Source organism: Acidisoma sp. C75 (genome assembly GCF_054665095.1).
The window spans coordinates 183,401-205,571 of record NZ_BAAFHD010000007.1 but is presented as its reverse complement, the minus strand read 5'-3'; the positions used below and the strand labels follow the sequence as shown (position 1 = coordinate 205,571).

Sequence of the window (22,171 nt, the reverse complement as noted above, 5' to 3'; positions counted from 1 at the left end):
CCGCGGCGCCCGGCGGGAATGCTTGCGCGAGCGGCGTGATTTGGGGCCCTCCGCAGGTTGCGGGTTTCTCCGCTCTGCCCTTGACGGATGAGCCGCGCTCAGGCCCCATCACGCGCCGAAATCCAGGAGAGTTGACGCCATGCGCCGCCGTGCCGCCCTTATCGCCTTGTCCTTGATCGCGCTCGGCGGCTGCCAGGCGACCAGCCAGACCGTGGCCCGCCAATACGCGCCGGCCGAGCCGCGCTATGTGGTGTTCTACAGCCCGTGGTCCTCCACGCTCGATGCCAAGGGGCTGGGCGTCGTCTCCCAGGCGGCGCAGGCGGCGGCCAAGGATCCGGCGGCGCAGGTGCAGGTGGTGGGCTTTGCCAGCACCATCGGGACGGACGCTGCCAATCAGGCGCTTTCGGAAGAGCGGGCGCAGGGGGTGATGACCCAGTTGATCGCCGATGGCGTGCCGCAGGACCGCATCGTGACCATGGCGCGCGGCGCGACCAGCTATCAGCTGAGCGCGATCGAATCCCGCCGGGTCGAGATCGACATCGTGCGCGCGGGTTTCTGAGGGCGAGAAGCGCGCGAGGAGAGCCCGCCCTGGCGGCCTGCGTCGGTTACGCAAGGCTTGCGCTGAATGGGCAAAAAACGGCATGAGAGGAGCGGGATAGAGCCCGTTCTTGGAGTGAAGCCTCATGTCCTTCGGGGCGATGGTAAAGCGTCGGACCAAAGCCGCGATCCCGCCGATCATTTTTCTGGCGCTCGCCGGCTATTTCGCTTGGAACGCGACCCGCGGAGACCGCGGGCTCGTGGCGCAGCAGCAGGATCGGCTCGATCTCGCGGCCGCCCAGGTGCAGCTTCAGAAAGCCGATGCCGATGTCGCGGATTGGACCAACCGCATCCAGGGGATCGGCGGCCGGGTGCTTGATCTCGACGCGCTCGATACCCAGGCGCGGCGTATGCTCAACCTCGTCGATCCGAACGACATGGTGGTGATGATGGGCCGCAACACCGCGCCGAACGGTCTGCCCCCGCCCGATCCCGCCTCGGTGCAGGTTGTCGCCCCCGCCCCATCCGCCGCGACGCCCGGCCAATAGGCGCGGGCTGCGCTGGCCGCGGCGGCGGCTCTGATACGGAACGGTATCGGCTGGAAAAACAGCGGCCAGGCCCCATCTCCCCCAAACAATGCTGATCGCTTGCCCAGCACGAGGGCGTTTTGGATCAGCGCGCATCTGGATCCGGTCGCAGAGTTGGCGGTGGCGGGAACCCGCTCTCGCAGCGCAAGCCAAGGGAGGTAGCAATGGCCGAGAACAAGGCAAGGCAGGAACCAAGGCCCGCCGAGGCGGGACCGGGCAAGGGCGAAGAAGGGGTCGCCCCCTCGGTCGGGCGGGAGCCCGATCCGATGCCGACACCGCAGGACGATGAACAGCGGGTGACGGAAGAGGACGAGCCGAAGGGGCACCCGACGAGCGACCGCTTCCATTCCGAGCAGGCGCATCGCAAGCCGAAGGGCGAGCGGCCGGGCGAATAGCGGCTCGCCGCCGGTCGGGCTGCGCGAAAACGGCGCGGGACGAGACGGCCGGGCCGTGGCAGTATGCGGCCATGTCCGCGGTGCCGCCTTCCTCCGATCCTGAGCCGACCGCGGCGGCACTGCCGGTTCTGCTATTCCGGGTGGCGGGGCAGACGCTCGCGATCCGCCGCGCGGAGGTGGCCGAGGTTCTGCCCCTGCCGCGCCTCACCCGCTTGCCGGAGGCGCCGCCGATCCTGCGGGGCGCCTTTCATCTCGGCCCCGATCTCGTCCTCGTCCTGCCGATCGCCGAACTGCTCGGGCTCATCGGCCCGGCGGAAGGCACGCCGCTCTATCATCACCTTCTTTTGATCCCCGGGCGGGATCAGCGGATGCGCCTCGCCTTCCTCGTCGATCGTGTCCTCGATATCACCGAGGCCGAGCATCAGCCGGTGCCGGCGGTGACGAGCTTCAACAATTGCGTGGAGGGCGATGTGCGGCAGGCGGGGGCGCTTATTCCGCTGGTGGCCTTGCCGCGCTTGCTGGCCGCGCATGAGGAAGCGCGCCTGGCCGCCTTCGCGGCGCGGGCGGCTGCCCGGCTTGCCGCCTTCGCCCTGCCGGGCGAGGCAGGCGGCTGATGGCGCGGCCCGAAGGCGGCCAGGCGCTGCCGGCAACCGAGAGCGAGCGGGAGGCCTTCGCCGCCCTTAAGCAAGCCATCATCGCCCGCACCGGGCATGATTATTACCGGGACAAGGATCCGCTCTTGTGCGAGCGGCTGCATCGCCGCCGCATCGCAACCGAGATGGCGGATCTCGCGGGCTATCAGGAGCTGCTCGCCAGCCCCCGTATCGGGGATGCGGAATGGCGGGAGTTGGAAGCTGAAATCACCATCGGCGAGACCTTCTTCTTCCGCCATCAGGAGCAGGTTTCCGCCCTTCGGGATGTCATCCTTCCGCGGCTGATCGAGCAAGGAGCGGATCGGCGCCGCCTGCGGATCTGGAGCGCTGGCTGCTCGGTCGGGGCGGAAGCGTACAGCCTGGCGATCTTGCTGGAACGGGTGCTCGGCCAAGCGGCGCAGAATTGGACGATCGATATCATCGGGACCGATATCAGCAGCCGCGCTTTGGCCCAGGCGCGGGCCGGCACCTATGGCGAATGGGCCTTGCGCGGCGTGCCGGCGGAGGAGCGGGCGCGCGATTTCGTCCGCGCCGGCGCGCGCGGCTGGGAGATCGCGCCGCGCCATCGCCAGCGCGTGCGCTTCGAGCGACATAATCTGCTCGATCTGCCCAAGGTCGGCGCGCCCGGCCTGTGGCGGGAATTCGATCTCATCCTCTGCCGCAACGTGCTGATCTATTTCGGCACCGAGCGCATCGTCGGGACGCTGATGGCGCTCTCGCGCTGCCTGGCGCCGCAAGGCTGGCTGATGGTCGGCCATTCGGATGCGATCGCCACCCTACCGCCGGATCTGACGGTAGTGGAATTGCCGGGCACCCTCGCGTTTCGCCCCGGTGCCGGCAAGCCCGGTGCCGACAAGCCCGGTGCGGATAAACCCGAGGCCAGTCCTTTCGGTGCCAGCGCTTTCGCTAACAGCCCGGCGGCGGGAGTGGGGATCGGCGGTGCCGCCTGCCCTGAAACGCGCGCGGGCAGGCCGCCGCCGCCCCAGCCCGTGGGCCCGAGCGCCGCTCACAACCCTCTTGCGCCACGGCCGAGCGATGAGCCTCCGGCGGCCAAGCCTCCGGCCGCGATGGCCGCGCGGGGCACGGGCCTGGCTCTCCCCGCGCCCTCCGCCGCCGCGCTGATCCCGACCGTCAAAGCCTTGGCCGATGCCGGGCGGCTGGCAGAGGCGGCGGCGGCGGTGGCGGAGGCACTGCGGCAAGATCCGCTCGATGCCCGCCTGCACTTCTACGATGGCGTCATCGCGCAGGCGGCGGGGAGGGCGGGCGCGGCCGAGACGGCGCTGCGCCGGGCGATTTACCTCTCGGGGGAGATGGTGATGGCGCATTACCACCTCGGCCTGCTGTTGAGTGCCGCGGGGCGGAGCGGAGAGGCCGCCCGGGTGCTCGGCCAGCTGCAGCGGCTCTGCGCCGCTCTGCCTGAAGATCGGCGCCTGCCGGACGGGGATGGGCTGACGGCGCGCGGCTTGATGGAGCGGCTGGGCAGCATGGCCGGGCGGCGCCGGGCGCTGCGGAACGGGCCGGGAGGGGCTGCTGCCGATGCCCGATGAACAGGCCCGGATCGAGGCGATCCTTGCGGCCCGCATGGCCGCACTCGCCGCCCGCGGCGGGCGCGGCCGCGCGGCAGCTGCGGACCAGCCGCTCCGCCACCTGCTGCTGGCCGAGGCGGGGGGCATGATCGCCGGGATCGACCTTGCCGCGGTGGAGGCGGTTACGCCCTTCCTCGGCTGTGCCCGCCTGCCTAACCGACAGCCTGCCTGCCTCGGCGTCATCGGCCGGGGCGGGCGGTTCTACTCGGTGCTGCATCTCGCCACCCTTCTGGGAGCGGCGAGCGGCGGGCGCGATGCGGCGGAGGGTGCGGGCAGGGGGGATGCCCGCCACCTTATCCTCCTCGCCCAGGCGGCACCCGCTCTCGCGCTCGCGGCGGATACGGTGCTCGGCCGGTTCAGCCTGCCCGAGGGGCCGGCCGGTCTCGACTTCGAGGGCCGCCCCGTCACCCTGCTCGACCTCGCTGCATGGCGTCAGCGCCTCGGTGCCGTGCCATGAGAGCGCGCGCGCCCGTCGCCTTGCACGCCGCGACTTTCCTGGCCTTCCCCCCGACCCTCGATCTGCGGAGTCCTCGCGCGTGACCATCGCCGCCCGCCTCTTCCTTGGCTTCCTCGTCAGTATCCTGTTGCTCGTGGGGGTCGGGCTTTTCGCCCTCAGCCAGATCGGCGCCGTGCGGGATTCGACCGTCACGATCGTCGATCACGACATCACCGCCTATCGCGCGCTGCAGCAGATCGTGCAGAGCCAGGTCAGCCTGCTCGATGCGCGGCGCGCCGTGCTGATGGATTTCATGCTGCAACACGATGGCGGCAATACTGCGCCTTCGGATGCCTATGGCCTCGGCGGGATGGCCGACGACGCGACCCATTGGAAAGCCCTGTCCGACCGGCTCTCGGGCGAGATCGCCCGCGCGATCGCCGTCACCACCGCCTATGAGCAGGCGGCGCTGACCGCGCAGAGCCTGACCCGGGCCGATACCTGGCATAGCGTCACCGGTCTGCTGCAGCAGGCCCAGGTGCAGTGGAACATGCTGCGCACCGATGCCGCGACTCAGTTGAATGTCATCCAGGGGGGCGGCTCGCTCGCCCAGGTGCTCGCGGCCGAGCCGAAGCTCGTGAACGACAATATCGAGCTCGGCAAGACCCTGGGCCAGGTGGAGGAAGCTCTCGCCTCCGGCAGCGGAGCGGGGCTCGGTTTCATCTCCCAGCTCTATGGCGAGGCACGCTCGGTCCTCGTCATCGCGCTGCTGGCGGCGGTGGTGCTGCTCATCGGCATCGCCTGGCTCATCCTGCGCTCGATCATCCGGCCGCTGGAAGCTTTCACCGCCTTCGCCGACCGGGTCGGCCGTGGCGATCTCACCGGCGAGCCGCTCAAGATCGGGCGGGACGAGCTCGGCCGCCTCGCCGCGACGCTCAACGGGATGGCGGCGAGCCTGAAGCAGGTGACAGCGCAGAGCCGGGAATTGACGACGACGCTCAACGCTTCCGCCGCGCAAATCCGCGCCTCCACCCAGGAGCAGGCGGCGAGCGTGGAGCAGCAGCTCGCGGCTTTGCAGGAAACCGCGGCGACGGCGGATGAGATCACCCATTCCGGCGCGCGCATCACCATGCGGGCGCAGGAGGTGATCCAGGTGGCGCAGCAGGCGGTGCAGACGAGCGCCAATGGGCTGCGCGCCGTCTCGGACGCCGCGCGCGCCATGGATGCGATCCGCGACCAGGGCGAGGTGGTGGCGACCAATATCGTGGCGCTGAGCGAAAAGACGCAGGTGATCGGCGAGATCATCGCGACGGTGAACGACATTTCCGAACGCGCGCATCTGCTCGCCCTCAATGCCGCGATCGAGGCGGCGGCGGCGGGCGAGAACGGGCGCAGCTTCGCCGTCGTCGCTTCCGAACTCAAGGTGCTGGCCGATCAGGCCAAGCAGGCGACGGTGCAGGTCCGCTCCATCTTGGGTGAGATCCAGCGCGGCATCAACGCCTCGGTGATGATGACGGAGGAGGCGGTCAAGCGCGTCGCCGTCGGGCGGGAGCGGTCGGACGTGACGGAGCGGACGATCGAGGCGATCACCGCGAGCGTCCAGGAAAGCGTGCAGACCTTCCAGCAGATCGTCGCCTCCACCAACCAGCATCAGATCGGCATCGAGCAGGTGATGGGCGCCTTGCAGAACATCCGCCAGGCGAGCCAGCAGACGGCGGCCGGCACGCGGGAATTGGAGATCGCCGCCGGCAGCCTGGCGGAGCTCGCGGGGCAGCTCGTCATCCTCGGCGATCGCTACAAGATCTGATCGCGGGCTGACGCGCGCCGATGCCGCCGCCCCCGAGCCCCGCCGATCTGCGCCAGGAATTGCTCGCCGCCTTCGAGGTCGAATATCGCGACCATCTGGTGGCGGTGCGCCTCGGCATCGCCGCGGCCCGGCAGGGGCAGCAGCCCGACCTGCGCGAGCTGTTCCGCCGGCTGCATTCGCTGAAAGGGGCTGCCCGCGCCGTCGATCTCGACGAGGCTGAGCGGCTGGCGCATGCCCTGGAAAACGAGATGGCGAGCGTCATCGAGGCCGGCGGCACCCTGCCCCCGGGGTGGGACGGTGCGATGGAAGCCGCCCTCGACCGGCTGGAAACGGCGATCGCCGCGGGGCTCGGCACGGGCGAGGCCCGGCCGGCGGCGGCAGGTGCCCCAAACCCCGAGCCCAACGAGCATTCCTTCGGCTATCTGCCGATCGATGCCGCGCAGATCACCGATCTGGTGATCGCGACCGGCACGCTCGCCCAGGCGATTGAGCGTCAGGGGCGCCTCGCGCAGCGGGTGCAGGGCCTCGAAGCGGCGATCGAGGCGGTGCGCCGCCTGCCGGGCCCGGCGCCGCACGGCACCATCGCCGATCTTGCCCGCCAGGTCGCCGGGCTGCGGCACGAGGTGCAGGACGGCGCCTTCACCCTCGGCCAGAGCTTCCGGCGCGTGCGCGACGATGTCTATCGCCTCAGCCTGGTCGCGGCGGAGACCGTCTTCGGGCCGATGGCCCGCGTGGTGCGCGAACTCGCGCGCGACGAGGGGCTCGCGGTCGAGACGGAATTTCTCGGCCTCGGCCTCTCGGCGGATCGCCGGCTGCTCCAGGCGCTGAAAGATCCGGTGATGCAGCTGCTGCGCAATGCGGTGAGCCACGGGGCCGAGCCCCCCGCCCGCCGCCGCGCGCGGGGGCTGCCACCGGCCACGCGCATCCTGCTCAGCGTGCGCGGCGGCGGCGGCTCGCTGAAGCTGACGGTGAGTGATGACGGCCCGGGGCCCGATCTCGCGGCGATCCGCGCCCGGGCGGTGGAGCGCGGACTGCTCTCCCCGGCCGAGGCGGAAAGCGCAGCGGCCGAGCGAATCCTCGCCCTGGTGTTCGAGGCCGGGCTTTCGACGCGGGCCGATGTCGGCGCGCTCTCCGGGCGTGGCATGGGCCTCTCGATCGTGGCGGAGGCGGCGCGCGCCTTCGGCGGCGAGGTGCGCATGCGCTTCGCCGAGGACAGGGCGGCCTATGGCACCGCCGTCGAGATCACCGTGCCGCTGCTGCTCTCCCGCCAGAGCGCGGTGCTGCTGCGGTTCGAGGATGCGACCGTGGCGCTGCCCGCCGGCAGCGTGATCCGGCTGTTGCGCGTGCCGCTCGGCGCGATCCAGCCCGTGGCCGGGCAGATGTGCGTGCGCATCGCCGAGGCTGAGGATGCGCCGCGCGCCCCGGTCGCCGTGCTCGGCGCGCTGCTCGGCATGGCGGGGCCGCGCCTGCCGGCAGCCGACGGCATGGCGAAGCTCGCCGTCATCCGCGGCAGCGTTTTCGGCCAGCGGCTGGCGCTCGCGGTCGATGAGTTCGAGGATGTGCGGCGCTTCCTCACCCACCGCGCCGAGCTTGTGGGCACCGAGCCCGATCTCGTCTCCGGCCTCGTGATGGTGACGAGCGAGCGGCCGGCGGCACTGCTCTCGCCGGACGGCATCTTCGCGCGCTGGCAAAGGCGGGGCGGCTGGGGCGGGGCGGCGGAAGGCGAGGGCGAAGCCGGCGGCGAGGGCGCGGGGCCCGAGCCTTGGCCGCAGACGGCGGCATCGGCGCGTACCATCCTCGTCGTCGATGATTCGATCACCAGCCGCACGCTGGAAAAATCCATCCTCGAAGCCCAGGGCTATAAAGTACGCGTGGCGGTGGATGGCGTGGAGGCGCTGGAAATCCTCCGCGCCTCTTCCCAAGCCGCGCCGCCCACCGATCTAGGGGAAGCCACAGCGGAGGAGATTGACCTGGTGCTCGCCGATGTCGAAATGCCGCGCATGGATGGTTTCACCTTGCTGACGACGATGAAGGACGATCCCAGGCTCTGCCGCATTCCGGTGATCATCATGACATCGCGTGATACCGCGGGCGATGTGCGCCGCGGCCTGGAACTTGGCGCCAGCGCCTACATCGCCAAGCAGAGCTTCGACCAGCAGGAGCTGCTGGCCACCATCGGCCGGCTTTTATGACAGCCAGCCTCACCCCGCCGCCGCATCGCCCCGTGCGGGTGATGGTGGTGGAAGACAGCCTCGTGGTGCAAAGCCTGCTGCGCCTCATCATCGGGGCCGATCCGCGCCTCGAAGTCTGCGCCGTCTGCCCCTCGGGCGAGGCGGCGATCGAGATGCTGCCGCGGCTCAAGCCCGATGTCATCTCGATGGATATCCGCCTGCCCGGCATGGACGGGCTGGAGGCGACGCGCATCATCATGTCCCGCCAGCCGACGCCGATCGTCGTCATCGCCGATGCGGTGGAGGATCGCTCGCTGCAGATTTCGATGAATGCGCTGCGCTCGGGCGCGCTCTCGGTGGTCGAAAAGCCGCCGGGCTTCGCCCATGCGGCGCATGCGCAGATCGCCGAGACGATCCGCACCCAGCTGCTCATCATGAGCCAGGTGCCGGTCATCCGCCAGCGGCCGGTGGCGGCCCGGGCGGCGGCGCAGATGGCGGCGGGCCGCGCGCCGGAGCCGGCGCCGCCGCGCATCGCCGCCATCGTTACCTCGACCGGCGGGCCGCCGGCGCTCGCCCGGCTGCTCGCCGATCTGCCCGCGGATTTTCCGCTGCCCCTGCTCGTCGTCCAGCATATGGGCGCGGCCTTCATGCCGGGCTTCGCCACCTGGCTGGACGGTATCGTGCCGATGCGCGTGCGCCTGGCCGAGGCCGGCCAGTCCCCCATGCCCGGCCATGTCTATATCGCCCCGGGAGACGCCCACCTCACCCTCGGGCCCGATGGGGCGCTGCGGCTGGGGCGGGAGCCGCCGGTGCATAGCCAGCGGCCCTCCGGCAGCGTGCTCTTCAACAGCCTCGCCCAGGTCTGCGGCCCGCGCGCGCTCGGCATTCTGCTGACCGGCATGGGCGAGGACGGGGCGGACGGGCTGCTCGCCATGCGCCGGGCGGGCGCGCTGACCATCACCGAGGATGAAACCACCGCCGTGGTCTATGGCATGCCGGCCTCGGCCATGCGGATCGGCGCCGCGAGCCTCGCCCTGCCGCTCGACCGCATCGCCGACGCGCTGCGCCGGGCGGCCGCCGGGGCGCGGCCATGATCCGCGAGCCCGAGCCCACGCGGGGGGCGAGCCTCCTCGTCGTCGAGGATTCCGAAACCCAGGCGATCCTCATCCGCCGCATGCTGGAAGGCCATGGCTTTCAGGTGGAGCGCGCGGCCTCGGCCGAGGCGGCGCTCGATCAGCTCAATGCCCGGCTGCCCGATCTCATCATCGCGGATTTCCATCTCCCCGGCATGAGCGGCGGTGAGCTTTCGCGCCAGCTCCGCCTCAATGCGCGCACCCGCTCGATCCCGCTCCTGATGCTGACGGAGGCTTCCGCCGCGGAGACCGAGCGCGAGGGGCTGGAAAGCGGGGCGGATGCCTATGTCTCGAAAGGGGCGGACCCGGATTTCATGATCCTGCGCATCCGCGCGCTCCTCCGCCAGCGCCCGGCGCATGCCGAGGAGGCGGGCGGGGAGACGCCGCATTTCCGTCGGGTGCGCTTCCTGCTGCTCGACGATGATGCCGCGGCCCGGGCCGAACAGGGCGCATCCCTCGAACGCGAGGGCTACCGCGTGCGCCAGGCGGCGGACGCCGCCGCGGCCGAGGCAGCGGTGATGGACCCGGCCGAGCCGGTCGATTGCGTCATCATCGGCCTGCCGGCCCGCCATTTCGCGAGCGAGGCGGTGTGCCGCCGGCTGCGCGCGCTGCGCCGTGCCGGGGGCCCGGGGCCGCGCGGCGTGGCACCCTTCCTCCTGGTCGGGCTCGAACGCGGCGGCGCGCTGCCGAAGGACGAGCTCTCCCGCGCTTTCGAGGCCGGGCTCGACGAGTTCATCCCGCAACTCGGCGACGCGACGCTTCTGCGCGCGCGGCTCCGCGCCATCGTCCGCCGCAAGCTGATGCTGGACGAAATGCAGGAGGCGGAGGCGGAGCGGCAGGAGCATGCGATCACCGCCGAGCGGGCGCGCATGGCGGAAGCCCTGACGAGCGCCAATGCCGAACTCGCCGCCGCCAACGAGAAGTTGATCGAGGCGCAGGCCAAGCTCGTGCAGGCGGCCAAGATGGCATCGCTCGGCGAACTCGTGGCCGGCATTGCGCATGAGATCAACAATCCACTCGCCTTCATCCTCGCCCATCAGGCGACGGTGCAGCGCGAACTGGACCGCATCGCGCCCGAGGCGGTGGCAGGGGAGGAGGCGCGGCGCCGGATCGTCAAAGCGCGGGACAGGGCGATCGCCATGGGCGCCGGCCTGCAGCGCATCCGCGATCTGGTGCGCAACCTGCGGCAATTCTCCCGCATGGAGGAGGGCGGGTTCCAATCGGTCGATGTCTATGAATCGATTGACACGATCGTGACCCTGCTCGGCCCGAAACTGGGCGAGCGCGTCAGCGTGACGCGGCGATATGATGCGCCGCCCACCTTGTGGTGCTCGCCTTCCCTCTTCAATCAGGTGGTCATGAATATCGTCAGCAACGCCGCCGATGCCATCGAGGGGCCCGGGCAGATCGCCATCGCGCTCTCGGTCGAGGATGGCAGCTACGTCATCGCCATCGAGGATTCGGGAGCCGGCGTGCCGGCCGACCTGCAGGAGCGGATTTTCGAGCCGTTCTTCACGACCAAGCCGATCGGCACCGGCACGGGCCTCGGCCTCGCCATTGCCTATACCGTGGTACAGGCGCATGGCGGCAGCGTCTCCATCGGCAGCTCGGCGCTCGGCGGCGCCTGCTTCCGGATCGCCGTGCCGATCAGGCAGGATACCGGGGAGGCGGTGGGCGCAACGGCGGCGGCTGGCCGCGAGGGAGCATGATGGGCGTGAACCGCGGTATGATCCTCATCGTCGATGATGAGCCCGAGATCCTCACGGCGCTCCGCGATCTTCTGGAAGACGATTACGACGTCTGGAGCGCGGTCTCCGCCCAGGCGGGGCTCGAAATCCTCGCCGAGGAGCCGCGCATCTCGGTGATCCTCTCCGACCAGCGGATGCCCGAGATGACGGGCGACGTCTTCCTCTCCAAGGCGCGGGAAATCTCGGATGCGCAGACCATCCTGCTGACCGGCTATGCCGATCTCGGTGCGGTGGTCAACGCGGTCAACAACGGCCGGATCTCGGCCTATATGCAGAAGCCCTGGGAGCCGGCGCTGCTCATCAGCGTCGTCGGCAATGCCCATGAGCAGTGCTGGCTGAGGCGGAGCCTCGCGGAAGAGCAGGCGCTGCTCCGCGGCCTCATGACGGGGAGCCAGGATGCGCTCTCCTTCAAGGACACGGAAGGGCGTTTCGTTCGTATCAATCACGTCAAGGCGGATAGTCTCGGCCGCCCGCCAGGCGCCTGCCTGCGGCTGCGGGAGCAGGACCTGCTGCCGCCGGGCCCGGAGGTGGCGCGGCTGACGATGGCCGAGGCGGAGGCTTTCGCCGCCGGGCGGGCGACCGAGATGCTGGAGGAGCGCAACCAGGGCGGCGTGCCCCGCTTCGTCAGCGTCACCCGCGTGCCGATCCCGGGCCCCGATGGCCGCCCCCGCTACCTCGCCGTGCTGGAGCATGACGTGACGGACCGGCGCGCCATGGAGAACCGGCTGCATCAGGCGGAGAAGATGCAGGCGCTCGGCACCATGGCCGGGGGCGTCGCGCATGATTTCAACAATCTGCTGACGGCGATCCTCGGCAGCCTCGAACTCGCGCTGCGGGGGGCGCAGGGCGATCCGCGCCTGCGCCGCCTGCTGGAGAACGCCACCATGGCGGCCGAGCGCGGCACGGCGCTGACCCAGCGGCTGCTGACCTTCAGCCGGCAGCGTGACCTCGCGATGCGCTCGGTCGATGCCAATGAGGTCATCCGCGAGATGGAGGATCTCGTGCTGCGCAGCATCGGCGCGGGCATCTCGGTGCGCCACGAACTCGCCCCCGATCTCTGGGCCGCGCATGTGGACCCTGACCAGCTGGAACTGGCGCTTCTCAACCTCTGCATCAATGCGCGCGACGCGATGGAGGGCGAGGGGAGCCTCGTCTTTCGCACCGGCAACCTCTGCGTCGGCGCCGAGGATGATGTCGATCTGACGCCGGGGGAATACGTCATCCTCGGCGTGCGGGATTCGGGGCCGGGCATTCCGCCGGAGGTCATCGCCCGGGTGTTCGAGCCCTTCTTCACCACCAAGCCGGTCGGCAAGGGCACCGGGCTCGGCCTCTCGATGGTCTATGGCCTCGCCCAGCAGGCGGGCGGCATCGCGCGCGTCATCTGCCCGCCGGGCGGGGGCACGACGGTCGAGATCATCCTCCCCCGCGCGCCGGATGGCGCGGATATCGGGGGTGGAATTTAGGAGCGGAGCGGGAGCGGCGCTTACGCGGCGGCCGGCTTCTTCAGCCGGTCGATGAATTCCTTTCGCATCTTCGCGACCTTCGGCGCGATGATGACGCGGCAATAGCCGGCATTCGGGTTCCGGGCGAAGTAATCGTCGTGATAATCCTCGGCCGGGTAGAAGGTCGCGTTCGGCTCGATCGTCGTCACCAGCGGCGCGCCCCAGGCGTTCCGCTCCTCGATCTCGGCCATCACCGCCCTGGCCGTCGCCTCCTCTTCCGCCGTCGCCGGCATGATGGTCGAGCGGTACTGGGTGCCGACGTCGTTTCCCTGGCGGTTGAGCGTCGTCGGGTCATGCGTCGCGAAGAAAACGCGGAGCAGGTCGGCGTAGGAAATCACCGCCGGATCGTACGTCACGGCGATCACCTCGGCATGGCCGGTGCGGCCGGTGCAGACCGCCTCATAGCTGGGATTGGCGAGGCTGCCGCCGGCATAGCCGGATTTGACGCCCTGAACGCCGGCCAGCTCCTTGAATACCGCCTCGGTGCACCAAAAACATCCTCCACCGAGGATCGCCGTTGCGAGCGCCATCTTTGTCTCCACTTTTGACCAAATGTGCGGAAAAGCATATCGGCACGGCTACACGACCAGAACAGAGGGCAGGGGGCAAGAGGAAGGCGGATGGATCAGGCAGAGAGGCCGGCAGGACCGGGCGGCATCGTCACGATCGGAGAGATCCTGGCGGAGATCATGGCGACCGAGCCCGGCCACGGCTTTCGCGAGCCCATCAGCCTGGTCGGCCCCTTCCCGAGCGGCGCCACCGCGATCTTCATCGATCAGGTCGGCAAGCTCGGCTTTCCCTGCGGGATCATCAGCTGCGTCGGCGAGGATGATTTCGCCGCCGTCAATATCGAGCGGCTGCGCGCCGATGGCGTGGATGTAAGCGCGATCGCGGTCGATCCCGCCTATGCCACCGGCAGCGCCTTCGTCCGCTACCGGCCGAATGGCGAGCGCGACTTCGTCTATAACATCCGCCACAGCGCCTCCGGCCAGACGAGCCTCACGGATGCCGCGCTCGCCCTGCTCCAGCGCAGCAGCCACCTCCATATCATGGGTTCCTCGCTCGCCTCCCCGCGCATCATCGAGGAGACCAAGCGGGCGATCGCCATCATCAAGGGCCAGGGCGGCACCGTCTCCTTCGATCCCAATAGCCGCAAGGAGATGCTGCACCTGCCCGGCATGCGGGAGGCGCTGACCTTCATGCTGCGCGCCTGCGACATCTTCCTGCCCTCCGGGACAGAGCTTACCCTGCTCACCGAGGCGCAGACCGAGGGCGGGGCGATCGCCGAGATCCTCGGCCATGGCGTCTCCGCGATCGTCATCAAGAACGGGATCGAGGGCGCGGCCTATCACGACGGGCGGGAACATCGCCACCAGCCGGCCTTCCATGTGGAGGAGATGGACCCGACCGGCGCGGGAGATTGTTTCGGCGCCACCTTCATCACCTGCCGGCTGCAGGGGCGGAGCGTCTCTGAATCGCTGCGCTATGCCGCCGCTTCCGGGGCGCTCGCGGTCACGCGCCGCGGCCCGATGGAGGGCACCGCGTCCTTCGCCGAGCTCGACGCCTTCATCCTGGCGCAGCGGCGCGGCCTGCCGGAGGCGGGGTCATCCCAGCCCCATGCCCGTGGCCAGACGCGCCCGCCGGCACCGCGGACGGTCGCGGCCGATATTCTCGCCGATCTCGCCCCCGCCCGCGCGGCCGGCCGGCCCTTCGGCATCACCTCGGTCTGCTCCGCCCATCCGGTGGTGATCGAGGCGGCGCTGCTTCAGGCGCTGGAGGATGGTGGCCCCGCGCTGATCGAGGCGACCTGCAACCAGGTGAACCACCAGGGTGGCTATACCGGCATGACGCCCGCGGATTTCCGGGCCTTCGTCTTCGGTATCGCCGAGCGGGTGGGCCTGCCGGTGGAGCGGATCATCCTCGGTGGCGATCATCTCGGCCCCAATCCCTGGAAGGCGCTGCCGGCGGAAGAGGCGATGGCGGAAGCCGAGACGATGGTGGAGGCTTTCCTCCGCGCGGGCTTCCTCAAGGTGCATCTCGACGCCTCGATGGGCTGCGCTGGCGAAGCCCCCGCGCTCCCCGATGCGCTGGTGGCGGAGCGCGCCGCGCGCCTCGCCCAGGTGGCCGAGCGGGTCGCCGCCGAAATCGGCACCCGCCCTTACTACATCATCGGCACCGAGGTGCCGACGCCGGGCGGCGCGCTGGAAGCGGTGCCCGAAACCGAGGTGACGGCGCCTGAAGCGCCGCTCGCCACCTATGCGGTGCATCGGGAGGTGTTCACCGCCCATGGCCTCGCCGGGATGCTCGATCGGGTGGTGGCGCTCGTCGTCCAGCCCGGGGTGGAGCATGGCAATGAGAGCGTCACGCGCTACGTGCCGGAAGCCGCCAGCGCGCTGACGGCTGCGCTGGGCTCCCTGCCGGGCCTCATCTTCGAGGCGCATGCGACGGATTACCAATCGGCCGAGGCGCTGCGGAACCTGGTGCGGGACGGCTTCCCGATCCTCAAGGTCGGACCTTCGCTCACCTTCGCGCTGCGCGAAGCGCTCTACGCCCTCGATGAGATCGCCGCGGTGATCGCCCCCGAGATCGACCCCGAGGTCGAACCGCTGCCGCAGGTGATGGAGCGGCTGATGCTGCTGCGGCCGGAGCATTGGCGCGCCCATTACCATGGCAATCCTGCGTCGCTCCGTATCCTGCGCCACTACAGCTATAGCGACCGCATCCGCTACTACTGGCCGGAGCCGGAGGCGGTGGCCGCCGTTTCCCGCCTCTTCGCGCGGCTCGAGCAGGTGACGATCCCGGAGCCGCTGATCAGCCAGTTCCTGCCCCGCCTCTATACGCGCGTGGCCGCGGGCAGGCTGGCGCCGGCGGCACCCGCGCTCGCCCTCGAAGCGGTGCGGGATGTGCTGCGCGACTATGCGGCGGCTTGCACCGCGCGATAGCTGCGCTGCAACATGAGCCATGGCGGGACCGTCCCGCCATGCTTTATTGCCATCGCGCTGTGCGAGCGACACCCACAAGCCAGAGGAATCGCGGCGGAATGTCTGCCTTCAATACGGAAACGGTTACCAGCGTCCATCATTGGACCGACCGGCTTTTCAGTTTCCAGACGACGCGCGACCCGAGCTTCCGCTTCATCAACGGCCAATTCACGATGATCGGGCTGGAGGTTGAGGGCAAGCCGCTGATGCGGGCCTACAGCCTGGCCAGCGCCAATTACGAGGAAGGGCTCGAATTCCTCTCGATCAAGGTGCCTGACGGGCCGCTGACCTCCCGGCTGCAGCATCTCAAGGAAGGCGATACCGTCCTCGTCGGCCGCAAGCCGGTCGGCACGCTGGTGGCCGATAGCCTCCTACCGGGCAAGAACCTCTATCTGCTCGGCACCGGCACCGGCCTCGCCCCCTTCATGGCGATCATCAAGGACCCGGACATCTATGAGCGGTTCGAGCATGTCGTGCTCTGCCATGGTGTGCGGCAGGTGGCGGAACTCGCCTACGCCGATTACATCCAGACGCATCTGCCGAACGACGAACTGCTCGGCGACATCCTGCGCGGCAAGCTGCTGTACTACCCGACGGTGACGCGCGAACCCTTCCGCAACCGTGGCCGGCTGACCGACCTCATCGGCCAGGGCACCGTCGCCGCCGAGCTGGGCCTGCCGCCGATCACCACCGCGGATGACCGCTTCATGCTCTGCGGCAGCCCGGAGATGCTGGCGGATATGACCGCCTGGCTGCGCGGCGCCGGGTTCGCGGAAGGCAGCCATGCCCAGCCGGCCGAATTCGTCGTCGAGAAGGCTTTCGTCGAAAAGTAGTGATGCGCGCTGATCGGCTTCCCCCCGCTGCGGTCGGCCAGGCGGCCGGGCCAGATCCCAAGGCCGCGGCCTGATGGCCGGGGGCGGCGCGGCAGGGCGCCCCGCGCCCGCGGACGGCAAGATAGAGCAGGGCACCGCCGCCTTCCTGCTCACGCAGGCGGCGCTCGCCACCGCCGGCTTCTCGACCTTTGCGCTGCTCTATTCGATCCAGCCCCTGCTGCCGGTCTTCGCCCGTCAGTTCGATCTCAGCGAGGCGCAGTCTAGCCTGGCCCTGTCACTCACCGGCCTCTTCATGGCTGTTTGCATGCTGGGCGCCAGCACCGTTTCCGAGACGATCGGCCGCAAACCGATGATGGTGGCCTCCGTGCTCGCCTCCTCGGCGCTGATGATCGTCTCGGCGGTCGTGCCGCTCTGGTGGCAGTTTCTCGTGATCCGCGCGCTCATGGGCATCACGCTCAGCGGCCTGCCGGCGGTTGCCATGGCCTATGTGGCGGAAGAGATCCATCCGCGCTCCACCGGGCTCTCGATGGGCCTCTATATCGGCGGCAATGCCTTCGGCGGCATGTCCGGGCGGCTCGTCATCGGCGTGCTCGTGGGGCACATCGGCTGGCGCAGCGCCATGCTGTTGGTGGGCTGCGTCTCTTTCATCGGCGCCTTCATCTTCTGGCGCATCCTGCCGCCGTCGCGGTATTTCAGCCCCCGTCGCCTCTCGCTGGAAACGCTTGGCGGTGCCTTCCTCGCCCATCTGCGCGACCGCGCGATGCAGATGCTGTTCGCCGAAGCCTTCCTGCTGATGGGCGGCTTCATCGCGATCTACAACTATCTCGGCTTCCGGCTGCTTGCCCCCCCATTCAACCTCAGTCAGGCTGCGGTCGGCCTCATCTTCTCAGCCTATGTCATCGGCATCTTCAGCTCGGCCTGGATGGGCAGCCTCGGCAACCGGCTGGGCCGGCGCCGCGTGCTCTGGGTCGGCTTCGTCATCATGCTCCTCGGCATCGCCCTGACCGAGACGGAAAGCGTCGCGAGCGTCATCCTGGGCGTCGTGCTCGTGACTTTCGGTTTTTTCGGCAGCCATTCCATCGCCAGCGGCTGGGTTGGCATGCGGGCGCGGCATTCCAAAGCGCAGGCCTCCTCCCTTTACCTCTTCTTCTACTACATGGGGGCAAGCATCATCGGCACGCTGGGCGGCGTCTTCATGCAGCGTTTCGGCTGGAACGGCGTTGTCGGCATGACGAGTGCGCTGGTGCTTGCCGGGCTCTACCTCTCCTGGCGGCTCAGCCGCATCGAGCCGCTGCCGCAAGGCTGAGCCACCGCAGGGGCTTGCCACCTGCGCTTCCCGCCAGCGCTGCCAGCGGCGGCGCAGCTCTCCCGGAGCGAGGCCGGCCGCGGTCCCCGTCTCTGCCACGTCGAGGATGCGGTCTGTGCGAAAATGGCGGAAATCGCCGCGCAACTCGCACCAGGCGACGAGGATGCGCCTCGTCTCGGCATAGCCGAGAATGACGGGCCAGATGGTCCGCGCCGTCTCCTCTCCGGCTTCACTGCGATAACGGAGCGCGAGCTTCCGTCCGTCGCGGATCGCGCCGCGGAGGGCTGCGAGATCGACCGCATCCTCCGGCAGCGGCGGCTCCGGGCGCAGACCGAGGCTTGGCGTTTCGATATAGGGCCGCAGCCCTTCCGGCACGGCGGCGGCGACCTTGGCGAGGAGATCGCGCGCGGCGAGCGCCAGTGTCCGGTCTCCGCGGTGAGCGACCCATTGCGCGCCCAGCACTACGGCCTCGATCTCGGCCGGGGTGAGCATCAGCGGCGGCATGTCGTACTCTTCGGACAGGACATAGCCGAAGCCTGCCGCGCCCGAGACCGGCACTCGCTCGCCGATAAGGGCGGCGATATCGCGATAGACCGTGCGGGGCGTGACCTCCAGCTCGGCGGCGAGCGCCGCGGCGGTAACCGGCCGGGCCGAGCGGCGGAGAATCTGGATGATCTGGAACAGCCTGTCGGCGCGGCGCATGGCGTGCGGCCCTCCTGCTGACAGAATGCTGTCAGCAGGGCTGTGCGACAAGGCTTCCGCCGCAGACGCCGGGCATCGGGCCGGGCGGGGCCCAGGAGAGAACGCCATGAAATTCGCATCCACCCGACTGATCGCCTGCGATGTCGCGGCCATGGTGGGCTTTTACGAGCACGTGACAGGTGTTGCCGCCACATGGCTCTCGCCGGAATTCGCCGAAATCATCCTGGAGGGGGCGACGCTTGCTATCGGCAGCGCCGCCACAGTCGCCCTCTTTGCCGCGGGAAGTGCCGAGCCCGCCGCCAATCGCAGCGCCATCATCGAATTCCGCGTCGCGGATGTGGATGCGGACTTCGCCCGCCTCGCCGGCCAGGCCGAGATTGTCTGCCCGCCGAAGTTGATGCCTTGGGGCAACCGCGCCTGCCAGTTGCGCGACCCGGAGGGTACGCTCGTCGGGCTTTTCACGCCATCGACGGAGGCTGCCCGGGCGCGCTTCGCGGAGCGCTAACGGGAAAGCGAATTAATCCATCGCGACATGCACTTCGCCCGGCTCCTTCTTCGCCGGCACCGCCTTCGGCTTGCGCATCAGGAGGAGCAGGAAGAAGCAGGGCACCGAACTCAGCATCAGCGCCTTGAAGGCGTCGCCATAGCCGATGATGTTGGCCTGCCGGTCGATCATCTGGTTCATCATTTCCGCCCCCGCCGCCGTGCTCGGCGCGACGAAGCGGAAGCTGTCGCTCGTGAAGACATGCGCGAAGGGCTGCACGAAGTAGGAGAGCACGGCATGCTCGTACTGCGTCATCTGCGTCACGATCGCGGAGCTGACGGAGGTGCCGATCGCCATGCCGACATTGCGGGTGAGGCTCATCGCGGCCGCGCCATCGCTGCGGAAGCGCGGCTCCAGGGTCGCGAAGGCGATGAGCTGGAGCGGCATGAATACGAGGCCGAGCCCCGCGCCCTGCACGATGATGACGGTGAGGATCCAGGCGGAGGAGACATCCGGGGTCCATAGCGTCATCCAGTAGAGAGAGAGGATGAGCAGCGCGATGCCCACGAACATCTGCAGCCGGACATCGACCTTGGTGCCGAGCCGCCCGGAGATCAGCATCACCGCCATGGTGCCGAAGCCGCGCGGCGCCATTTCGAGCCCGGCATCCCGCACCGAATAGCCCGAGAGCTTCTGAAGATAGGGCGCGAGCAGGGCGGAGCTGGAGAGCAGCACGAGCCCGACCAGGAACATCATGAGGATACCGCTCAACATGTTCCGGTCGGCGAAGATCGTCTTGGGCAAGAGCGGCCGCTCCGTCGTCAGCATATGCACGAGAAAGAGGTAGAAGCCGAGGGCTGCGATGATCGCCTCGGCGATGATCTCGTCCGATCCGAACCAGTCCTTGGTCTCGCCGCGATCGAGGGCGAGCTGCAGCCCGGCGAGCGCGATGCCGAGGATCGCAAAGCCCGTCCAGTCGAAGCGCGGGGTTTGCGCCACCTTGTCGTTATGCATGAAGAAGAGGACGCCGAGGGTCGCCGCGATACCGAAGGGGAGGTTGACGAAGAAGACGTAGCGCCAGTTGTAGAGATCGGTGAGGTAGCCGCCGAGCGTGGGGCCGAGGATCGGCCCCAGCATCACCCCCATGCCCCAGATGGACATCGCGCCCCCGCGCTTTTCCACCGGGTAGATGTTGAGCAGCGTGGACTGCGAGAGAGGGACGAGCGCCGCGCCGAATACCCCCTGCAGAAAGCGGAAGATCACCATCTCGCCGATCGTGCCGGCGATCCCGCAGAGCATCGAGGTGACGGTAAACCCGATGAGGCTGACGGCGAGCACGTTCTTCGGCCCGAAGCGCGCGGCAAGCCAGCCGACCGGCGCCGTCATGATCGCCGCGGCGATCACGTAGGAGGTCAGCACCCAGTTGATCTGGTCGGAATTGGCCGAGAGCGTGCCTTGCATATAGGGCAGCGCGACATTGGCGATGGTGCTGTCCAGCGCCTGCATCAGCGTCGCCAGCATCACGCAGATGGTGACGATGGTGCGGGTGAGCGGGGTGATCCGCTCATGCAGCGGGGCGAGCGGCGCGGCTCCTGCGGTGGCGGACATGGCCTTGTGCCTTCGCTTCCCTCAGAACAAATCCGACAGATGGCGCTGATGCCCGGTATCGACCGAGACCTCGGCGCTCATGCCCGCGCGCAGCGGCAGATCCTGAGGCCCGCCGGTGATCTTGATGCGCACCGGGATACGCTGCACCACCTTGACCCAGTTGCCGGAGGAGTTCTCCGCCGGCAGCAGCGAGAATTGCGAGCCGGTGGCGGGCGAGATGCTCTGCACCACGCCCGTCCAGTTCTGCCCCGGATAGGTATCGACCGTGATCGTCACCGGCTGGCCAACCCGCACATAGGTCAGCTGCGTTTCCTTGAACTGGGCGGTGACCCAGATATCGTCGGTCGAGACGATGCCGAAAGCCGAGGCGGCGGCCGAGAGGTAATGGCCCGGCTGGAGATCTTCCACCCGCGTCACGATGCCGTTGAAGGGGGCATAGACGATGGTGCGGTTGAGCTGGCGCTGGGCTTCGGCCACATCGGCGGCCGCGCTTTGATAGGCGGGCATCTGATCGATCGGCCGGTTGATGTCTCCCCCGAGCTTGGCGAGCTGCGTCTTGGCCTGGGCCTGCAGGGATTCGAGACGCGCCTGATCGGCATCGAGCTTGAATTTCGCATCGTCATATTCGGCCCGCGTGACGCCGCCGCCATGGATGAGCGAAGCGTAGCGGCCGAAGTTCGACTTGTCCTCCGCCACCACCGCTTCCTGGGTGGAGACATCCTTGAGCATGCGCTGGTAGTCTTCCTTCTCGGCGGAAAGGCTTTCCGCCGTCTGCGCGAGCTTCGCCTTGGCGCCATCCAGCATGATGCGATAGTGGTGCTGGCGCAGGCGGAAAAGCTCCTGCCCCTGCCGCACGCGCTCGCCCTCATGCACCGCGACCTGGGCGACGATCCCCGAGACATCGGTGGTGGCGTTGACCTCCGCGGCCTCGACGTAGCTGTCGTCGGTCGAGACATAGCGGCCGCCGGTCAGCCAGTAATAGCCGACACCGAGGATGACGACGGCGATGCCGCCGAGCATGAGGATCGGCCGCAGGATGTTCCGTCGCCGCCGGGCGGGCGGGGTGGGGGCGGCCTGGCTCGATTGCCCTGCCGGGCTTGCCGTCTCGGGCTGGGCGGGCTTGTTCGCATCCGCCGTCACCCGGTCACGCGTGGTAATCTGGTTCATGCCTTGGCCGTTGCTTTGGGTCTGAGGGAAGCGAGCTCGGCGGGCGGCTCTGGCCGGCCGAGCGCCGCCGTGACGTTGCATTTGATGAGGGAGAGGCCGCGGGTCGCCGCCGTGATCGTCGCGTCATCCATGCCGCTCAGGATCATCGCGGCGATCTCCGCCCGTCTTTCGGCCAATTCACCGAGCAGCGGCTCGGCTGCCGGCAGCAGGTGCAACCGCCAGATCCGCCTGTCCTGCTCGTCGGGCAGGCGCTCCACCAGGCCATGCGCTTCCAGCCGATCGACGAGCCGCCCGACGGTGATGGGTTCCACCTCCATCATCTGGGCGAGATCGCGCTGGGAGAGGCCGGGATGGCGCGCCAAGCGCATCATCAGTGCCCATTGCGCCTTGGACAGGCCATGGCGCCGGGCGATCCGATCGGCGTAAGTGCTGATCAGCCGCGCCGTATCGCTCAACAGAAAGAGCAGATCCTCTTCGAATTGGACCTTGATCATCACATGAAATTATAACGCTGCTTATCATCCGCATAGATAAG

The 22,171-nt window shown here is 69.0% G+C and carries 19 protein-coding genes and 1 pseudogene; 15 read left to right on the top strand and 5 right to left on the bottom strand.

Annotated features, from left to right (window positions below):
* Nucleotides 1–139: 139 nt before the first annotated feature.
* From ACYQ7X_RS11430 to ACYQ7X_RS11380, 11 genes are all read left to right on the top strand, one after another.
* Nucleotides 140–559 carry an OmpA family protein gene (locus ACYQ7X_RS11430; RefSeq protein ID WP_459697150.1) on the top strand — a complete coding sequence of 140 codons (420 nt, stop codon included), beginning with the start codon at nt 140–142 and terminating at the stop codon, nt 557–559.
* A 124-nt stretch (nt 560–683) separates the two neighbouring features.
* Nucleotides 684–1,085 (top strand): FtsB family cell division protein, encoded by a 402-nt coding sequence (locus ACYQ7X_RS11425; protein WP_459697149.1) that lies wholly within the window; start codon nt 684–686, stop codon nt 1,083–1,085.
* 203 nt (nt 1,086–1,288) lie between these two features.
* Nucleotides 1,289–1,519, top strand: coding sequence for a hypothetical protein (locus ACYQ7X_RS11420; protein ID WP_459697148.1), 231 nt, complete (start codon nt 1,289–1,291; stop codon nt 1,517–1,519).
* Nucleotides 1,520–1,590: 71 nt separating this feature from the next.
* Nucleotides 1,591–2,133, top strand: coding sequence for a chemotaxis protein CheW (locus ACYQ7X_RS11415; protein WP_459697147.1), 543 nt, complete (start codon nt 1,591–1,593; stop codon nt 2,131–2,133).
* Nucleotides 2,133–3,719 carry a CheR family methyltransferase gene (locus ACYQ7X_RS11410; RefSeq protein WP_459697146.1) on the top strand — a complete coding sequence of 529 codons (1,587 nt, stop codon included), beginning with the start codon at nt 2,133–2,135 and terminating at the stop codon, nt 3,717–3,719. The genes ACYQ7X_RS11415 and ACYQ7X_RS11410 overlap by 1 nt, the downstream gene beginning before the upstream one ends.
* Entirely contained in the window at nt 3,709–4,215 is a 507-nt protein-coding gene (locus ACYQ7X_RS11405; RefSeq protein ID WP_459697145.1) for a chemotaxis protein CheW, read from the top strand. The genes ACYQ7X_RS11410 and ACYQ7X_RS11405 overlap by 11 nt, the downstream gene beginning before the upstream one ends.
* A gap of 79 nt (nt 4,216–4,294) precedes the next feature.
* Nucleotides 4,295–6,001 (top strand): methyl-accepting chemotaxis protein, encoded by a 1,707-nt coding sequence (locus tag ACYQ7X_RS11400; protein WP_459697144.1) that lies wholly within the window; start codon nt 4,295–4,297, stop codon nt 5,999–6,001.
* Between the two features lie 20 nt (nt 6,002–6,021).
* Nucleotides 6,022–8,193: a hybrid sensor histidine kinase/response regulator gene (locus ACYQ7X_RS11395; protein ID WP_459697143.1), complete on the top strand. Its 2,172-nt coding sequence runs from the start codon at nt 6,022–6,024 to the stop codon at nt 8,191–8,193.
* Nucleotides 8,190–9,266 carry a chemotaxis-specific protein-glutamate methyltransferase CheB gene (gene cheB, locus ACYQ7X_RS11390; RefSeq protein WP_459697142.1) on the top strand — a complete coding sequence of 359 codons (1,077 nt, stop codon included), beginning with the start codon at nt 8,190–8,192 and terminating at the stop codon, nt 9,264–9,266. The genes ACYQ7X_RS11395 and cheB overlap by 4 nt, the downstream gene beginning before the upstream one ends.
* A complete protein-coding gene (locus ACYQ7X_RS11385) occupies nt 9,263–11,014 on the top strand; it encodes a response regulator (protein ID WP_459697141.1) in 1,752 nt (583 codons plus the stop codon). The genes cheB and ACYQ7X_RS11385 overlap by 4 nt, the downstream gene beginning before the upstream one ends.
* A 5-nt stretch (nt 11,015–11,019) precedes the next feature.
* Nucleotides 11,020–12,516 (top strand): ATP-binding response regulator, encoded by a 1,497-nt coding sequence (locus ACYQ7X_RS11380; protein WP_459697140.1) that lies wholly within the window; start codon nt 11,020–11,022, stop codon nt 12,514–12,516.
* Nucleotides 12,517–12,536: 20 nt separating this feature from the next.
* Here ACYQ7X_RS11380 and msrA read toward each other — a convergent pair whose 3' ends face one another.
* Nucleotides 12,537–13,085 (bottom strand): peptide-methionine (S)-S-oxide reductase MsrA, encoded by a 549-nt coding sequence (gene msrA / locus ACYQ7X_RS11375; RefSeq protein WP_459697139.1) that lies wholly within the window; start codon nt 13,083–13,085, stop codon nt 12,537–12,539.
* A 90-nt stretch (nt 13,086–13,175) separates the two neighbouring features.
* Here msrA and ACYQ7X_RS11370 point away from each other — a divergent pair, with 90 nt between their 5' ends.
* The 3 genes from ACYQ7X_RS11370 to ACYQ7X_RS11360 all read left to right on the top strand — a co-directional run bounded on the left by ACYQ7X_RS11370 (nt 13,176) and on the right by ACYQ7X_RS11360 (nt 17,675).
* A complete protein-coding gene (locus ACYQ7X_RS11370) occupies nt 13,176–15,497 on the top strand; it encodes a D-tagatose-bisphosphate aldolase, class II, non-catalytic subunit (RefSeq protein ID WP_459697138.1) in 2,322 nt (773 codons plus the stop codon).
* Between the two features lie 98 nt (nt 15,498–15,595).
* Nucleotides 15,596–16,369, top strand: a complete 774-nt coding sequence (locus tag ACYQ7X_RS11365; protein WP_459697137.1) for a ferredoxin--NADP reductase — start codon at nt 15,596–15,598, stop codon at nt 16,367–16,369.
* A gap of 73 nt (nt 16,370–16,442) precedes the next feature.
* Complete coding sequence (locus ACYQ7X_RS11360) at nt 16,443–17,675, top strand: MFS transporter (RefSeq protein ID WP_459697136.1); 1,233 nt, start codon at nt 16,443–16,445, stop codon at nt 17,673–17,675.
* A gap of 156 nt (nt 17,676–17,831) precedes the next feature.
* On the opposite strand, the pseudogene ACYQ7X_RS11355 reads toward ACYQ7X_RS11360, so the two are convergent.
* A pseudogene (locus ACYQ7X_RS11355) lies at nt 17,832–18,377 on the bottom strand (helix-turn-helix transcriptional regulator); the annotation flags it as partial.
* A 106-nt stretch (nt 18,378–18,483) separates the two neighbouring features.
* On the opposite strand from ACYQ7X_RS11355, the gene ACYQ7X_RS11350 reads away from it, so the two are divergent.
* Nucleotides 18,484–18,882 (top strand): VOC family protein, encoded by a 399-nt coding sequence (locus tag ACYQ7X_RS11350; protein WP_459697135.1) that lies wholly within the window; start codon nt 18,484–18,486, stop codon nt 18,880–18,882.
* Between the two features lie 12 nt (nt 18,883–18,894).
* Here ACYQ7X_RS11350 and ACYQ7X_RS11345 read toward each other — a convergent pair whose 3' ends face one another.
* Genes ACYQ7X_RS11345 through ACYQ7X_RS11335 form a run of 3 tightly spaced genes read right to left on the bottom strand, consistent with a single transcriptional unit; the run spans nt 18,895 to nt 22,130 of the window.
* Entirely contained in the window at nt 18,895–20,469 is a 1,575-nt protein-coding gene (locus tag ACYQ7X_RS11345; protein WP_459697134.1) for a DHA2 family efflux MFS transporter permease subunit, read from the bottom strand.
* Nucleotides 20,470–20,490: 21 nt separating this feature from the next.
* Nucleotides 20,491–21,636, bottom strand: a complete 1,146-nt coding sequence (locus tag ACYQ7X_RS11340; RefSeq protein ID WP_459697133.1) for an HlyD family secretion protein — start codon at nt 21,634–21,636, stop codon at nt 20,491–20,493.
* Complete coding sequence (locus ACYQ7X_RS11335; RefSeq protein ID WP_459697132.1) at nt 21,633–22,130, bottom strand: MarR family winged helix-turn-helix transcriptional regulator; 498 nt, start codon at nt 22,128–22,130, stop codon at nt 21,633–21,635. The genes ACYQ7X_RS11340 and ACYQ7X_RS11335 overlap by 4 nt, the downstream gene beginning before the upstream one ends.
* Between the last annotated feature and the right edge of the window lie 41 nt (nt 22,131–22,171).

Excerpts from the sequence above, each read along its gene's own strand:
- ACYQ7X_RS11385 (WP_459697141.1), top strand. The coding sequence starts at position 9,263 with ATGATCCGCGAGCCCGAGCCCACGCGGGGGGCGAGCCTCCTCGTCGTC.
- ACYQ7X_RS11350 (WP_459697135.1), top strand. The coding sequence starts at position 18,484 with ATGAAATTCGCATCCACCCGACTGATCGCCTGCGATGTCGCGGCCATG.
- ACYQ7X_RS11425 (WP_459697149.1), top strand. The coding sequence starts at position 684 with ATGTCCTTCGGGGCGATGGTAAAGCGTCGGACCAAAGCCGCGATCCCG.
- ACYQ7X_RS11405 (WP_459697145.1), top strand. The coding sequence starts at position 3,709 with ATGCCCGATGAACAGGCCCGGATCGAGGCGATCCTTGCGGCCCGCATG.
- ACYQ7X_RS11335 (WP_459697132.1), bottom strand. The coding sequence starts at position 22,130 with ATGATCAAGGTCCAATTCGAAGAGGATCTGCTCTTTCTGTTGAGCGAT.
- cheB (WP_459697142.1), top strand. The coding sequence starts at position 8,190 with ATGACAGCCAGCCTCACCCCGCCGCCGCATCGCCCCGTGCGGGTGATG.
- ACYQ7X_RS11365 (WP_459697137.1), top strand. The coding sequence starts at position 15,596 with ATGTCTGCCTTCAATACGGAAACGGTTACCAGCGTCCATCATTGGACC.
- ACYQ7X_RS11360 (WP_459697136.1), top strand. The coding sequence starts at position 16,443 with ATGGCCGGGGGCGGCGCGGCAGGGCGCCCCGCGCCCGCGGACGGCAAG.
- msrA (WP_459697139.1), bottom strand. The coding sequence starts at position 13,085 with ATGGCGCTCGCAACGGCGATCCTCGGTGGAGGATGTTTTTGGTGCACC.
- ACYQ7X_RS11395 (WP_459697143.1), top strand. The coding sequence starts at position 6,022 with ATGCCGCCGCCCCCGAGCCCCGCCGATCTGCGCCAGGAATTGCTCGCC.
- ACYQ7X_RS11415 (WP_459697147.1), top strand. The coding sequence starts at position 1,591 with ATGTCCGCGGTGCCGCCTTCCTCCGATCCTGAGCCGACCGCGGCGGCA.
- ACYQ7X_RS11410 (WP_459697146.1), top strand. The coding sequence starts at position 2,133 with ATGGCGCGGCCCGAAGGCGGCCAGGCGCTGCCGGCAACCGAGAGCGAG.
- ACYQ7X_RS11430 (WP_459697150.1), top strand. The coding sequence starts at position 140 with ATGCGCCGCCGTGCCGCCCTTATCGCCTTGTCCTTGATCGCGCTCGGC.
- ACYQ7X_RS11345 (WP_459697134.1), bottom strand. The coding sequence starts at position 20,469 with ATGTCCGCCACCGCAGGAGCCGCGCCGCTCGCCCCGCTGCATGAGCGG.
- ACYQ7X_RS11420 (WP_459697148.1), top strand. The coding sequence starts at position 1,289 with ATGGCCGAGAACAAGGCAAGGCAGGAACCAAGGCCCGCCGAGGCGGGA.
- ACYQ7X_RS11340 (WP_459697133.1), bottom strand. The coding sequence starts at position 21,636 with ATGAACCAGATTACCACGCGTGACCGGGTGACGGCGGATGCGAACAAG.
- ACYQ7X_RS11370 (WP_459697138.1), top strand. The coding sequence starts at position 13,176 with ATGGATCAGGCAGAGAGGCCGGCAGGACCGGGCGGCATCGTCACGATC.